Origin of the sequence: Vibrio sp. MA40-2, from assembly GCF_047302445.1 — a bacterium.
Classification (GTDB): Bacteria; Pseudomonadota; Gammaproteobacteria; order Enterobacterales; family Vibrionaceae; genus Vibrio.
This window is the reverse complement of record NZ_CP178628.1, coordinates 875276-890415: the sequence shown is the minus strand read 5'-3', so window position 1 is coordinate 890415 and position 15140 is coordinate 875276. Positions and strand designations below refer to the sequence as shown.

Here is a 15140-nt window from a genome sequence, read left to right as displayed (position 1 = left end):
TTATACGCCACTATTGAAAATTGCATAATCCGCCTACATCTAGGTATAAAGATTTTTATAAAGGAACGCTATATGTCCAACCCACTATTAGATTTTACAGATTTGCCTCCATTCTCTGCAATCAAACCTGAACATGTTAAACCAGCCGTAGAGCAAGCTATTGCTGATTGCAGAATTAAAGTTGAACAAGTGTTAGAAGGCAATACCAATCCTAGTTGGGAAAGCATTTGCGCTCCTTTAGCTGAAGTTGACGATAAATTATCACGTATTTGGTCACCAGTTAGCCATATGAATTCAGTGCTAAATAGCCAACCCTTGCGTGAAGCGTATGAAAGTTGTCTGCCTTTATTGTCAGAATATGGAACTTGGGTTGGGCAGCACAAAGGATTGTACGAAGCATATAAATCTATCAAATCGAGCAGTGAATTTGCTACGTTAACTCAAGCTAAGAAGAAAAGTATTACGGATGCTCTACGTGATTTTGAGTTGTCAGGCATTGGCCTTCCAGCTGATCAACAGCATCGATATGGCGAGATAAGTAAGCGTATGTCTGAGCTTGGTTCGCAGTTTTCTAATAATGTGCTTGATGCGACTATGGGGTGGACTAAGCATATTACTCAAGAGTCTGATCTTAAAGGTATGCCAGAATCCGCGATGGATGCAGCAAAAGCGGCTGCGGAAGCTAAAGAATTAGATGGATGGTTATTAACACTTGATATCCCTTCTTATCTACCAGTACTGACTTATTGCGATAATCAAGAATTGCGCAAAGAGATGTATGAAGCTTATGTCACTCGTGCTTCAGATAGAGGACCAATGGCGGGCAAATGGGATAATACAGAAGTGATGGCTGAGCAATTAAAGCTTCGCCATGAAATTTCTCGCTTATTGGGTTTTGCCACCTACAGTGAAAAATCGCTAGCAACAAAAATGGCTGAAACACCCGCTCAGGTCAAAGGGTTCTTAAATGATCTAGCTAATAAAGTAAAACCTCAAGGGGAGAAAGAAGTTCGCCAACTTACAGAATTTGCTGAGAAAAAGTTTGGTGTAACGGAATTGAACTTATGGGATATCGCGTATTATAGCGAAAAACAAAAGCAACATTTATTCCAAATATCTGATGAAGAGCTGCGTCCTTATTTCCCTGAATCTAAAGCACTAAGCGGTTTATTTGAAGTGTTGAAACGTGTATTTAACATGAAGGTTATTGAAAAAGAGGGGGTAGATACGTGGCACTCTTCTGTACGTTATTTTGACATTTTTGATCAAAACAACCAGTTACGTGGGAGTTTTTATTTAGACTTATACGCACGCGAGAACAAGCGAGGCGGTGCATGGATGGATGAGTGTCGAGTACGACGTATCAATCTTAATGGTGACTTGCAAACGCCCGTGGCTTATTTAACGTGTAACTTTAATAAGCCAGTAGGAGATAAACCTGCTTTGTTTACTCATGACGAAGTTGTGACACTCTTTCATGAGTTTGGACATGGAATACACCACATGCTGACGAAAGTTGATGTGTCTGACGTGTCTGGTATCAATGGCGTACCTTGGGATGCCGTTGAATTACCAAGTCAGTTTTTAGAGAACTGGTGTTGGGAAGAACAAGCTTTAGCCTTTATTTCTGGACACTATGAAACGGGTGAACCGCTTCCTTCTGCTATGCTAGAAAAAATGCTAGCGGCTAAGAATTTCCAATCTGCTATGTTTATTCTTCGTCAATTAGAGTTTGGTTTATTCGACTTTACTTTGCACACAGATTTCGATCCGGATGTAGGGCCTAAAGTGTTAGAAACGTTGGCTGACATTAAGAGTAAAGTGGCAGTGTTACCTAGTTTAGAGTGGAACCGATTCTCTCACGCTTTTAGCCATATTTTTGCAGGTGGTTATAGTGCCGGTTACTATAGCTATTTATGGGCTGAAGTGTTGAGCTCTGATGCGTTTTCTCGCTTTGAAGAAGAAGGTATATTCAATGCAGAAACAGGGCAGAGCTTCTTGGAGAATATTTTAGAGATGGGTGGAAGCGAAGAGCCAATGGAGTTGTTTAAACGCTTTAGAGGGCGTGAACCAAGTATTGATGCGCTATTAAGACACTCTGGAATTAACGTTTAATTACCTTTTTCTTCTAACATACACTGCTGCAGAGTGTGCAACAGTGTATGTTAGGCATAAATAGAAGGATGGAAAGTAGAGAGTTATAAACACCCCCCTTAAGGGATCACATTCCGATTGATTGGATTTTGCAGTGAAATAAGGGTTTCTGTCGATTGTACCTCATCAATAGCCTGTAATTTATCTATTAACACGTATTGCAGTTCTTCAATTGAGCGGCACATTAATTTCACAAAAATGTTGTAAGCCCCAGTGGTATAGTAGGCTTCGACTACCTCATCAAGTGCATTCAGTTTTTCAAGAGCAGAATGGTAATCTCTGGCCGCATTTAAATTAATTCCGATAAAACAGCACACATCGTACCCTAGCTTTTTAGGATTGATGACCACTTCTGTACCTTCAATTATGTCCGCTGCTTTCATTTTTTCTATACGGACATGAATGGTTGCTGGGCTAACATCAAATTGTTTGGCCATTTCAGCATAAGGGCGTCGAGCATCTTCTAATAAGATTTTAAGAATAGCTCGGTCTAGATCATCGAGGCGTGTTGTCGTGTGCATAGCAAGAGATAGCCTAAAGTAGATTATTTTAGCAAGAGTATATTTTATTCAATTCAGTGTTACTATTGCTTTGATTATTTGTAACGTTTTGAATTTCAGTAAAAGGTTTAGTATCTGTGCGAATTGTTATGTTATTCATTTTTTTCTGTTGCATGACGGGTAATGCCAATGCGCAAGAACACAATGTGGTTATTGGGCATTATTATCAGCAAGTTAGCTATGTGTGGTCAGACAATGTTCAAGTAGAGTTAGTGTCGGCATTATCGTTACTTATAACAAGCACGCCTCTTATTCAATTGACGACGTCAGATAATCAGCTTGATAACAATGCTATTCAAGCGTCGAATTTGAATGTCGACGATAAAAGTACTTCTGTTCATGCGACAAATAAAGTTGAAAATGAGCTTCGACGTGTGCAAATTTATATCAGTATATTAGTCATAATGGTCTCCATTATAATGGCACTTTTGTATTACTTGCGCCGCTTAAGATCAAGTGAAGCAAAAGCCAGACAAAGCCAATCATTATTAGAATCTATCATTGAACATAGTTATCAATATATTGCCATTCTAGACCCTTATGGGCGGGTAATATCAAGTAATAATAAATTTCATGAACTCCTGTTTGAGCAGGGATTAAACATTGATAAACCTATTTGGCATTTTAATGGTTGGGAAGAGGGTGGTTCAAAAGTCCTCAGTCAATTTTTTGCATCGACAGAAGAAAAGGCGTCAAATCGGTTTGAAATAGAAGTGACCAGTAAAAAGTCGGGCACTATTTTACTTGAAGTGGTGTTGAACAAGCTACCAGAAGAGTCAGGTATTGGCTCGCAATATCTATTTGAAGCCAATGATATTACCGTAGGAAAACTAGCACAGCAAAAGCTTATAGAACGTGAATCGACAATGAGAACGTACTACGAGCAGCAACCCGTAATGATGATGACCTTAGATGGTAATAACCGAATTCAAGCCTTAAATCAATTTGCAGAGCAGCTACTCGGCTACAAAGAGATAGAAATTTTAGGTCATCGTTTAAGAGGCTTTTATGCTGATGAAGAGACACTTCCTGCCAAGCAGTTATTACTGACCAACGAAAGTAGTATGAATGGAGTTTGGCGACGAGAGATCCGTTATAAGAATAGAGAGGGGGCAATATTATGGATCAGAGAAAATATTCGCCCATTAGATCGATTTGGAAAGCTCTTGGTTGTTGGAGAAGATATTACTGAAATTCATATTCTAACCGAACAATTGGAGTATCAAGCCAGGTATGATTTATTGACCGAAACGTTCAATAGGAATCATTTTGAAATAGAGTTAGAAAAATCATTAAAAGAAGTAAGTGAGCAATTACGCACCCACGCAATGCTCTATTTAGATTTAGATCAGCTCAAAGTGCTTAATGATACCGCAGGGCATGACGCTGGTGATGCTGCTATAAAATTTGCAGCAATGGTTGTAGAGTCGATTTTGCCTTACAACGCCATCCTTTCAAGAATGGGAGGTGATGAGTTTGCGGTTTTATCAAGAGATTGTACCGAGATTGATGCTTGCAATATAGCAGATGCGATAATTACTGAATTAAGTCGCAATACTTTTCAATGGGGCGATATATCACTGAATATTACCTGTTCTATTGGTATTCGTTTAATCGATTATACCGCCGACTCTCCTCAAATGGTGCATGCTCAAGCGGATACGGCCTGTCATGCAGCCAAAGATGAAGGAAGAAATAGGTATCACCTTTACCATCAAGACGATGAGGAGTTGCGTCGCCGTCAACTAGAGATGGAGAGTGTCAATTTAGTACATGAAGCCTTGGCCAATAATAGGTTAGAGTTATTTGCACAGACAATTTTAGCTTTAGAAGAAACTAATCATGCCGAAAAAATGCATTTCGAAATTTTAGTTCGTATAAAAAGTGCGGCTGGAGAATATATTTCTCCCGGTATTTTTATGCCCGCTTCAGAAAAGTACAATGTGGCTCATTTGATTGATAAACAGGTCGTGGTTAAAACACTTTCCTGGTTAGAGAGCAATCTTGTCGATTTTGATTCATTGGGATTGTGTTCCATCAATTTGTCAGGTCAATCCATTGGTAATAAAGACTTTGTTCGTTTTTTACTTCAATCAATAGAAAACTGTAACGTTCCGAGTCATAAAATATGCATTGAAATAACAGAAACAGCCGCAATGGGTAATATGGAGCGAGCGATAGCGTTATTTACCGAGATTAAAAAGCGAGGTTGCTTGATTGCATTGGATGATTTTGGCTCTGGATTATCCTCTTTTGCATATCTCAAAAAATTACCTGTTGATATCGTAAAAATTGATGGGCTATTTGTTCGTGATATGGATCGTAATGAAACCGATTATATTATGGTCCGTTCTATTCATGATTTAGCTAAGCAAATGGGCAAAAAAACAGTAGCTGAATTTGTTGAAAATACCGACATCATTGATAGGCTCATCGAACTAGGTGTTGATTATGGACAAGGGTATATCATTAGCAAACCCAAACCTCTTGCTGAACTAGTAGCAGAAGCAAAGCACACACAGTAAAATAGCCTAACTTTAATTTATTGACCTCTGGAGCCTTTTTTGCAGCTACAACTGATTTGTGAAGAAAATAGCCTTATCAACCGGTTAGAAGATATTGCTCAAACATGGTCACTACAACATGAAAAAAATAGTCATTTTGCTTTAGTGCTTACCTCAAAAAGGTTAGAGCTAAGGAAACTAGATGAGCCCAAATTAGGTGCCATTTATGTTGATTTAATAGGAGGAGCGGTTGGACACCGAAGAAAGTTTGGTGGTGGTAAAGGACAAGCGATTGCAAAAGCGGCAGGTTTAAATAAAGGTGTGACACCAACGGTTTTGGATGCAACCGCAGGTTTAGGTCGAGATGCATTTGTTTTAGCATCACTTGGGTGTCGTGTACAAATGGTAGAGCGTAATCCTGTTGTTGCTGCACTGCTTGACGATGGGCTAACAAGGGCAAAGAATGATCCCAATATTGGCTCTTGGGTATCACAAAGAATGTCGCTGATTCATGCCTCTAGCCATGATGCGTTACAGCAATTGATGGATGACGATGATTTTATTCACCCTGATGTAGTGTATCTAGATCCAATGTACCCTCATCCAGAAGGTAAAAAATCTGCGTTAGTGAAAAAGGAGATGCGAGTTTTTCAATCTTTAGTAGGTGCCGATCTTGATGCAGATGAACTTTTTGAACCAGCAATGAGCTTAGCGAATAAGCGAGTTGTGGTAAAAAGGCCTGATTACGCGAATTGGTTGAATCAACAAAAGCCGAGTATGGCGATTGAAACTAAAAAAAATCGTTTCGATGTCTATGTCAAAAAATCAATGGTTTAACACATACGCTTCATTTTTTTATTGCAACGATAGATAAATAACGCTATATCTAACTAATAATCATTCTCAATCTTGTTTGGGGAATGGTATTTGTTGGAGTGATAAAATGACCAAAAGTTTGTGTAAATTAAATCATAGAGAAATCTCTGAAAGTTTAGGTGACATTTACTCGCTCGTTGCCGATGCAAAATATGTTTGTCGTTCATGCGCTCGCTCATGTCAGGATCGTTCTCAACTCTGTAAACCGGTTTCAATACCAGAAAAATACGGAGCGATTGCCGCTAACGCGAGTCCTGTGCAAAGTACCGTTGCTGTAGCGACACAAAGTAATGCAACGTTACCAGAAATGATATCGATAGAAGAAATACAATCGTTAAGTAAAAAAGATCTTAAAAAGGCTAAAAAACAAGCTAAAAAACAAGCCAAAGTCATGAAAAAAATGGCTAAGGTCGTAAAAAAACAGAGTAAGTTAATAGCAAAGCAGAAAAAAATAGAACAACAGTTTTTAAAGTTTAATACGCAGGATAGTCACCAACAACCAGCACTTCATTAACACTAATCATCGTTTTTTAGCGCTTGGTAGGTATCTATCAAGCGCTTATGTACTTTGTGTCAAAGGACGGCTAGCAAGACGCCGTCGTAAAAATGTTTTATTAATCACAAGAGTTTTATTAATCTCGAGATAAAGCGACTTTTCTTTTGATAAACATTTCATTGACCCAAAGAGAGAGTAATATCACCGCCCCGCCTAACAGTAGACGGGGAAGATCCGCATCTCTATTCCAAATCAGTATGTTAACTACAAGGCCAGTCGGAACCAGTGCGTTGTTCATTGCCGCTAAGGTCCCAGCATTTACTAAGCAAGCACCTTTGTTCCATAAAAAATAGCCTATTCCTGAAGCTATGAGTCCAAGGTAAGTCAAAATACCCCATTGAGTGAAGGTTGTTGGCATTTTATCGGCATTACCAAACAGAGCAAAAGCTATCACTGCGATACACAAAGCACCTAGATAAAAATAACCAAATATAGTGTGTTGTGGCAAATCGACAGATTCTTTTTCCATAATGACTTTGTAGCCAACTTGACCAACGGCAAAGCATAAGTTAGCGGCTTGCACCACTAAAAATCCCAATAGAAAATCATCATTGACGCCAGCGAACTTAATGACAGCCGCACCTGCTACAGCAATAAAAGCAGTAACAAGATACCAAGGAGAGAAACGACGCTTTAATAAGTCATATACCAGGGTGACATAAATAGGTGTGAAGATGGTAAATAACAGCACTTCTGGAACCGAGAGCAGCATAAACGAGTGATAATAAAAACAATACATGAGCCCAAGTTGTATGCCACCAACGACCATAAGCTTAATAATGAGTATTTTGGAGATGCCTCGAAATTTTAAAAAAGGTAAAAAAACGAGCATCGCTAGTGCAACTCGCATCAATACCGAAAACCAAGAGTCAACTTGACCTGCTAAATAAACGCCGATCAAGCTAAATGAAAACGCCCATAAAAGGGTGACTGAAGAAAGGTACCACATGCTTTATTATTACCTAATAACTGTTAAGGTCGCATAGTGTACCTTAAATTTTTGCTGTATTTAATTAGTCATCATGCAGAGGGACAACGAGCATATCAATGGGTACGCTATTGAGTAACTGTTTGGTGGAAGAAAGAATCGCACTCCAAAAATCTTGATGATGGCCACAAATAACTAAATCAATATCTTTCTTCTCGATGGTTGCCTTTAATTCATACCCCAAATCACCACTACCGACTAAAGTATGCTTAATTGGCATTGCTGCACTATCAGCAAGCTGTTTTAGTTGTTTTAACGATTCTTCCATAGCATGGTTTTGTGTTTCTGCTAAGTTCACATCAATCAATCCAGTGTATATCTCAGCATAATTTACATCAATATGGATAAAGGATACGTCAGCACCTAAAGGCTTGGCTAGCATCACCGCTTTATCGATTAATATGCTGCTTTCTTTGCTGAGGTCAACAGCGACCAGAATATGTTTGTAGCTCATAATACTGCCTCCATTAAAGGGATCACTGTTTAAGCCTAGCACCTAAATTTAAAAAAATTTGTCGTAGTGATCTCATATCCTCGCCTGTTTTTTTTTGTATATATACCTAATGGCGTTTTGTATCATGGTATAGTTAAACAGAACCTAACTTCATTCTTAAAAAATTTTGCTATAAGACTAAAGTTTTAAATTCAATACAAATGGACGTAAAAGGGAGTCTTCATGCTATCTCAAACAATGATCGATCAATTAAATGAGCAAATTAACCTCGAATTTTTCTCATCCAATCTATACTTACAAATGAGTGCTTGGTGTGAAGACAAAGGTTTTGAAGGTGCAGCTACATTTTTAAGAGCTCACGCAGTAGAAGAAATGGAGCATATGCAACGTCTATTTACTTATGTGAGTGAAACAGGAGCCATGCCAATTATTGGTACTATTGACGCTCCTAAGTATGATTTTGCAAGTCTTGGTGAAGTATTTCGTGAAACTTATGAACATGAGCAAATGATTACAGAAAGAATTAATAAATTAGCCCATGGTGCATTTTCATCACAAGATTACTCGACGTTTAATTTTTTACAGTGGTATGTTGCGGAGCAACACGAAGAAGAGAAACTGTTTAAAGGAATCTTAGATAAGTTAGAACTGATTGGTGAAGATGGTAAAGCGTTATTCTTTATTGATAAAGATCTAGCTACGATGGCAAAAGAAGGATCATCTTCTGTAATGGAGGCTGGTGCAGCGGAATAATAAGCTGTACACGAAAAGAGTGGATTAATCACTTTTTCCTCTAGCTTCTTAGAAGATGTAGGGAGGAAAAATGATCAGTGGAGACACTATAATCTTTACTCTTATGCTTGTTGTAAGTGTAAATTTAGCGCGCTATTTAACTGCTTTACGCTCGTTAATTTATGTTATGCGAGAAGCTCATCCGCTTTTATATCAGCAAGTTGATGGAGGCGGATTTTTTACCACACACGGCAACGTTACCAAACAAGTCCGACTCTTTCATTATCTTAAAGACAAGGAATATCTAAATCATCATGATCCTGTTTTTATGCATAAGTGCCGTAAAGTCAGGGAGTTGTTTATTCTATTTGTCGCCTTAATTTGTGTGACGTTATTTGCGTCTTTTATGGTGTAAAATAGCCAATAAACTTGCTACTTGTTTTCACTCTTAGAGTGTGGCTAAGAGTGAAGCTGTATGTAACTTATAGTTGTACATTTATCGCTAGGTGCTGTAGCAGTTGGTCTGTTGTTGTGAATTTGTTGTTGTAAACTATCAGTAGCAAATCAACCTTTGCGCTCAGTAGTTTTTTTGGTTTGAAAACACGTTAAAAAACGGTCTAAAGGGAGGATGTGCGAATTCGTACATCCTCTTTATTTTTGTAAAGATAATGAAGGTAAAATAATTTGGTAAATAAGGTCGATGTAGTCATTGTTGGTGCTGGTGCAGCAGGACTTATGTGTGCGATAGAAGCGGGAAAACGAGGCAGAAAAGTTTTGGTACTAGATCATGCCAAAAAACCTGGCCGAAAAATTCTAATTTCAGGTGGTGGGAAATGTAATTTTACCAACTACAATGTCTCTGCTAATCATTATCTTTGTCAAAACCCGCATTTTGTAAAATCCGCTTTATCGCAATACACTAACTGGGACTTTATCTCTTTAGTGTATAAACATGGCATTGAATTTGAAGAGCGAGAACATGGACAGCTTTTTTGTCTCGACTCGGCTAAACAGGTTGTCACAATGTTATTGGATGAGTGCCAACAAGCAGGAGTCCAGTTTCAGTATCAAGTAGAGGTTCACTCTATCAAAAAAAACGCTACTGGCTTTTCATTACAAGCGAATGCAGATCTTGTGGAGTGTGAGTCTTTAGTTATAGCAACGGGTGGTTTATCAATGCCAAAGCTCGGCGCAACCCCATTTGGCTATAAAGTTGCAGAACAGTTTGGTTTACCCGTGATCCAAACAAACGCGGGATTAGTACCATTTACCTTGCATAACCAAGATAAAGAATCACTTACTAACCTATCAGGTATCGCAGTTCCGGTAGAGATTACCACTCAAGATGAAACCACTTTCAAAGAAGCATTATTGTTTACTCACCGTGGGTTGTCTGGGCCGTCGGTATTGCAGGTTTCCTCTTATTGGAAGCCGGGACAAGAAGTAATGATTAATCTTGTTCCTGATGTTGATGTAAAAGCACTTTTAGCTGTGTCGAAAGATAAACATCCTAATCAAAGTTTAAAAATCACATTAGCTAAAATTTTACCGAAAAGATTGGTTGAATCTCTGATAGAGAGAAAAGAGTTAGAAGATAAACCCCTCAAACAATTGAATGAAAAAGATGTACTAACTACGGTTTCGTTGTTAGAGAATTGGACAATAAAACCTAATGGAACCGAAGGATATCGAACTGCTGAGGTAACACTTGGAGGTGTCGATACCGATTTTATTTCATCCAAGACGATGCAAGTAAAAGAGGTAGCTGGGCTGTATTTTATCGGTGAAGTGTTAGATGTGTCAGGATGGCTAGGAGGTTACAATTTCCAGTTTGCATGGAGTAGTGGTTTTGTCGCAGGGCAGTGGGTTTAGTAAACCGCCTTTCTAGCAAACACTCAGTCTAGCGAATACGTTGTCTAGCCAAAGTGTTTGCGTTGGACAATATTTGCAATGAGGATTAGTAATCACTAATGATGATTTTTTTCGATAATGTCATAGCGCTGGCACTTTTACGATAAGCTGCTTCGTTAATGAATAACGGATAAGTCGTATAATCACCTTCCCAGTAGATAGGTTGGCCATCAAAGGTTTCCATGACAACTTGACCAGGTTCTACCGGAGAAAAATCGCGCTGGTCTATATGTTTCGATACGACACCATTACGTTCCCCTTTTTCTGTCAGAGGCAATAACAGATCACCGCTATATTGAAAAGCTTCATAAGATTTAGGTAAGTCTAAATGTTCATTTTTATTGTATAGAACGACAAAATCTAAAACATGTTGAGTCATGCTTTCCATCAATTCTAAAGTTTCATGTTGTAGGACTGAATTAGGTTGAGCACCAACTTCAATGGTAATGCCTTGCTTGGCTAGCGTGATCAAAAAACTATGTTCTTCTTCGGGAATATTATCTTGAAAAAAGATGTTTGATTCCGGCATATTATGTTTAACATAAGCCGCCATTTTTAAATTAAAGTCATCTTTTTTTAAGAGCATTAAACAAGCGCCCATATTCGAAGTGGTATTATGTAAATCGATAATGAAATCAAATGGAGATTGCCCTTTGGGGCCAAGTTCCTGATTCAGTTTTTTAGCCAGTAGCTGTTCATAGCCTGTTTTTTGATTATCAGCCAAATCAAGTGGATAAAATTCGCGATTGAGATCGGATTCAATATAGCGGACACTTTCTTCACAAGCTCTAGGGTTCGCTATTTTGGTTGTAATATTTAAATCATGCCATTTTTCAAGAAGCTGTTGATTAACCCATTTTTTAACAAGATATATTCCTGATAACTCATTGCCATGAGTTCCGCCTACTAACGCTATATTTTTTAATTGAGTCATTCTGTCCTCTCTATATGGCTGCGCAATATTTATTGCGCAGCGATTTTATTATTTAAGACCAGTTTGTGTATTGCGCAATAATCAGACATACCCAGCTAACCATGTAAACCATTACTATGACGGGGAATATGGTTTTTACCCATTGAGAGAAACTTACTTTTGCTAGAGCAAGCATAGCCAGTGTTCCACCAGAGGTTGGGATAATTAGATTGGTAATACCATCGCCTACTTGGAATGCCAAAATCATGACTTGATGACTGATGCCAATCAAATCGGCTAACGGAATCAATATAGGCATCGTCACCAGGGCTTGTCCGGAACCGCTTGGTATAAATAAGTTAATAAAGCCTTGAATAATACTAATAGTTACCGCTATTAACGATTCTGGTACATAGTTGAGTAACAAATTAAAAGAATGCACTATGGTATAGATGATTTGCCCGTCTTCTAAAACCACTTTTATGGATGCAGCTAATCCTATTACTAAAGCACCTCCGGTAACGCTCGAAGCCCCTTCTATCATGTATTTTACGTATTGGTTTGCACCAATTCGGCAAGTTGCAGCAATGACAATTGAAATGAGAAGAAAGACAGCGGTAATTTCTTTGATGTACCAACTACGACCGAGATCTCCTGTTCCAGCTAAGTACGAGCAACCCGCAATAATGATGATTCCCATTAGGAATATAAACATGACGGCTTTATCTTGGGTACTCATTGTGTAGCGGTTGAGCTTAGAAGATAGATCCTTTTGAGCGACAACGTCATCACGAGATTTAGGGGCAACAAATGAAGTAATGTACCAAGCAAGAAGGGATAAACAGACAAAGGTTAAAATGCATCGAACAACAGCACCTGAAAATATAGGCAGTCCGGCAATATTTTGTGATACACCAACGGTATAAGGGTTAATTGGAGACAAGGCAAAACCAATACCAATACCACCGATAGAAATACAAGCTCCCACTAGGTTCTTATAGCCTAAAGCACTTGAAACCAGCAGTGCAACTGGCACTAACGCAATATTATTCTCGAAACCGACTGCAATACCAAATACACCGTAAAGGTAAGTGGCAAGCCAAATCAGCACATTACCGCGCTCTAAACCTATACGTTTAACCGAGCTACCTACGAAATTTTCTAACGCATTCGAGCGGTATAAAATATTAAACAGTCCGCCAGCAATGAATACGATGAATAAGTATTGAGCCGATTGAATTAACCCTTGTGGGATGGCAACAAAAATATCGAAAATTTTATTAACAACACCGAATACTCCAATAGGATCACTGGTGTCAGTTAAAAAATGAAAACTTCCAGCAACTACTCTCTGACGGCCATCAACGGTTTCAGTATCATAAACCCCTTGTGGTACTAACCAAGTTAACGCGCTCGCTATCAATAGAATATAAAAAATGAGTACCATGGGATCTGGAAACTTTTGATACCAAAATTTTGGGGTATCGACGTTGTTAGATCGTGTTTCTGGTTGCTCTATTGTGCTCATAATGGTTCTCCATAACTTTTTTTAAAGTAAAAATCCATTTACTTAAACTGAGTTTTATTGATGATTCCATCAGAATGTCTCATATAGAATTTATTTACACAATGGCCATTTTTGCATGGTATTATTTGTAAATACTATGAGGTGAATTCATGCAATATAAACAACTTCAGGCTTTTCTTTCCGTCGTTCAGACGGGGTCATTTACTAAAGCCGCAACTGAATTACGCATATCGCAGCCATCGGTCAGCCGGTTAATAAAAGATCTGCAAGATACACTGCAATTTAATCTGTTTGTTAAGAAAAAAGGCAAGATAATACCCACGTCAGAAGGGTTGGCTTTTTATGATGAGGTTAAAAACATATTTCATGGAATCAATCATCTAGAATCTGTTGCTGAAAATATTAGGCATTCATCTGATGAACGCTTAACCATAGGTGCGACACCCGCATTAGCGACGAAAATAGTGCCAATGATTATTAAAGATTTTATGCAGTACTATCCAGATGTGCAGATTACCGTACTTTCAGATAGCGTTAATGAGTTGATGCAAGGCTTAAGATATGCCAAGTATGATTTGATTATGACTAACGATGTTAATAATGACTTTGGCTTTATGAAAGAGCCTTTGATTACAATGGATTGGGTATGCGTTCTACCTGCTAGCCATAGATTGACAAAGCAAGACGTGATTGGTCCTCAAGATTTAAATGGCGAAAGCTTACTTAAATTAGTGGATGAGGATGGTATCGAATGGAATAAACATAAAAAGCTTTTGCAAGAAAACAATATTGATGTCCGTCTCCAGTTTGCAACGCAGCGTTCACTTACAGGGTATGGTTTAGTCGCGAATGGGTTATGTATTGCTTTACTCGACTCTTTTAGTGCTGATCTTTGGTCCAATAGCGATGTGGTCATCCGGCCGTTTAAGCCAGCACTACAATATAAATATAGCCTGTATTACGCCTCTGACCGAATTCGCACTAATCTATCAAAAATCTTTTCTCAGCGTGCTCAAGAAAGTATTGCTGTTTTCAAGCAGAAATCCATCATTTGAAGTCATACTGTATCTAGGTTGCTATCGGTTATGTTAAAGCACTGGGAGAAAGCCTAAGCTGAGTGTACATTAGAGGGGAGAAAATCGATATGTCGTGCCTAAATCACAATGTAGGTATAGGTTTTAAATTATTTAGAAGGATTGATTATGTGTCGTTGGTTAGCTTATCAAGGTGAGCCTATTTATATGGATGAATTGGTCTATGAACCTGAACATTCATTAATCAATCAAAGTCTTGATGCACGCAAGGCGGTTACTCGAGTTAACGCAGATGGCTTTGGTCTCGGTTGGTATACAGAAAGAGAAACGCCAGGGGTATTTCATGAAGTTATGCCAGCATGGGGAGATGAAAACCTAGTTTCATTAACTCATCATATTCGCACACATCGTTTTATGGCGCATGTTCGTGCCTCTACCGGTTCATCGGTTTCTCGTTCTAATTGCCATCCTTTTGTGGCTGGTAATTGGATGTTTTTACATAATGGGCAAATTGCTGAGTTTGAATCTGTCCGGTTTGAGTTAGAACGTCGCTTGCCAGAACATTTATACGTTAGGCGAAAAGGAGCGACAGATAGTGAATTGATTTTTTTGATGATGTTTAATTACGGATTACAAGAAAACCCCGCTAATGCTATTCAAGCTACGTTTGATGAAATAAAACAGGTGATGAAAAATAAAGCAATTGACGATCCTTTTAAAGCATCGATTTGTCTATCAGATGGCAATAATTTTTGGGTTGCTAGATACAGTAGCGATGGACACCCACCAACGGTTTATATGCGAAAAACCGAAAAAAATATTGTCTTTGCATCGGAACCATTAGAGAAAAATAATGAGTGGCAGGTTTTGCCTGCGCAATCGTTGTTGTATGTAGTTGGACAAAAAATATTTACTCACTACTTAACTTGA

Annotated in this window: 14 protein-coding genes; 9 read left to right on the top strand and 5 right to left on the bottom strand. The window is 38.5% G+C overall.

Annotated elements, in window-relative coordinates:
* Positions 1-72 precede the first annotated feature (72 nt).
* Positions 73-2115 (top strand): oligopeptidase A, encoded by a 2043-nt coding sequence (prlC, locus tag ACLKML_RS11700; protein WP_413285477.1) that lies wholly within the window; start codon positions 73-75, stop codon positions 2113-2115.
* A gap of 98 nt (positions 2116-2213) precedes the next feature.
* Here the strand turns inward: prlC and asnC are convergent, their stop codons facing one another.
* Positions 2214-2675, bottom strand: a complete 462-nt coding sequence (gene asnC, locus ACLKML_RS11695; RefSeq protein ID WP_317716456.1) for a transcriptional regulator AsnC — start codon at positions 2673-2675, stop codon at positions 2214-2216.
* Between the two features lie 185 nt (positions 2676-2860).
* Between asnC and ACLKML_RS11690 the strand changes: the two genes are divergently transcribed.
* The 3 genes from ACLKML_RS11690 to ACLKML_RS11680 all read left to right on the top strand — a co-directional run bounded on the left by ACLKML_RS11690 (position 2861) and on the right by ACLKML_RS11680 (position 6608).
* Positions 2861-5239, top strand: coding sequence for an EAL domain-containing protein (locus ACLKML_RS11690; protein ID WP_413285874.1), 2379 nt, complete (start codon positions 2861-2863; stop codon positions 5237-5239).
* Positions 5240-5278: 39 nt separating this feature from the next.
* Positions 5279-6055 (top strand): class I SAM-dependent methyltransferase, encoded by a 777-nt coding sequence (locus ACLKML_RS11685; RefSeq protein ID WP_413285476.1) that lies wholly within the window; start codon positions 5279-5281, stop codon positions 6053-6055.
* 106 nt (positions 6056-6161) lie between these two features.
* Positions 6162-6608, top strand: a complete 447-nt coding sequence (locus ACLKML_RS11680) for a hypothetical protein (RefSeq protein ID WP_413285475.1) — start codon at positions 6162-6164, stop codon at positions 6606-6608.
* Between the two features lie 118 nt (positions 6609-6726).
* Here ACLKML_RS11680 and ACLKML_RS11675 read toward each other — a convergent pair whose 3' ends face one another.
* Positions 6727-7599 (bottom strand): carboxylate/amino acid/amine transporter, encoded by an 873-nt coding sequence (locus tag ACLKML_RS11675; RefSeq protein WP_413285474.1) that lies wholly within the window; start codon positions 7597-7599, stop codon positions 6727-6729.
* A gap of 64 nt (positions 7600-7663) precedes the next feature.
* On the bottom strand, positions 7664-8092 hold the full coding sequence (locus tag ACLKML_RS11670) for a universal stress protein (RefSeq protein WP_413285473.1): 429 nt from the start codon (positions 8090-8092) through the stop codon (positions 7664-7666).
* A gap of 222 nt (positions 8093-8314) precedes the next feature.
* Between ACLKML_RS11670 and ftnA the strand changes: the two genes are divergently transcribed.
* The 3 genes from ftnA to ACLKML_RS11655 all read left to right on the top strand — a co-directional run bounded on the left by ftnA (position 8315) and on the right by ACLKML_RS11655 (position 10696).
* On the top strand, positions 8315-8845 hold the full coding sequence (ftnA, locus tag ACLKML_RS11665; protein ID WP_413285472.1) for a non-heme ferritin: 531 nt from the start codon (positions 8315-8317) through the stop codon (positions 8843-8845).
* Between the two features lie 70 nt (positions 8846-8915).
* Positions 8916-9239: a universal stress protein UspB gene (gene uspB, locus ACLKML_RS11660; RefSeq protein WP_413285471.1), complete on the top strand. Its 324-nt coding sequence runs from the start codon at positions 8916-8918 to the stop codon at positions 9237-9239.
* Between the two features lie 269 nt (positions 9240-9508).
* Complete coding sequence (locus ACLKML_RS11655) at positions 9509-10696, top strand: NAD(P)/FAD-dependent oxidoreductase (RefSeq protein WP_413285470.1); 1188 nt, start codon at positions 9509-9511, stop codon at positions 10694-10696.
* An 85-nt stretch (positions 10697-10781) separates the two neighbouring features.
* Here ACLKML_RS11655 and ACLKML_RS11650 read toward each other — a convergent pair whose 3' ends face one another.
* Positions 10782-11669 carry an aspartoacylase gene (locus tag ACLKML_RS11650; RefSeq protein WP_413285469.1) on the bottom strand — a complete coding sequence of 296 codons (888 nt, stop codon included), beginning with the start codon at positions 11667-11669 and terminating at the stop codon, positions 10782-10784.
* Between the two features lie 52 nt (positions 11670-11721).
* On the bottom strand, positions 11722-13176 hold the full coding sequence (locus tag ACLKML_RS11645; protein ID WP_413285468.1) for a YfcC family protein: 1455 nt from the start codon (positions 13174-13176) through the stop codon (positions 11722-11724).
* Positions 13177-13325: 149 nt separating this feature from the next.
* On the opposite strand from ACLKML_RS11645, the gene ACLKML_RS11640 reads away from it, so the two are divergent.
* Both ACLKML_RS11640 and ACLKML_RS11635 read left to right on the top strand, forming a co-directional pair.
* Positions 13326-14231, top strand: a complete 906-nt coding sequence (locus tag ACLKML_RS11640) for a LysR family transcriptional regulator (protein WP_413285467.1) — start codon at positions 13326-13328, stop codon at positions 14229-14231.
* A 147-nt stretch (positions 14232-14378) separates the two neighbouring features.
* Entirely contained in the window at positions 14379-15140 is a 762-nt protein-coding gene (locus ACLKML_RS11635) for a class II glutamine amidotransferase (protein ID WP_317716467.1), read from the top strand.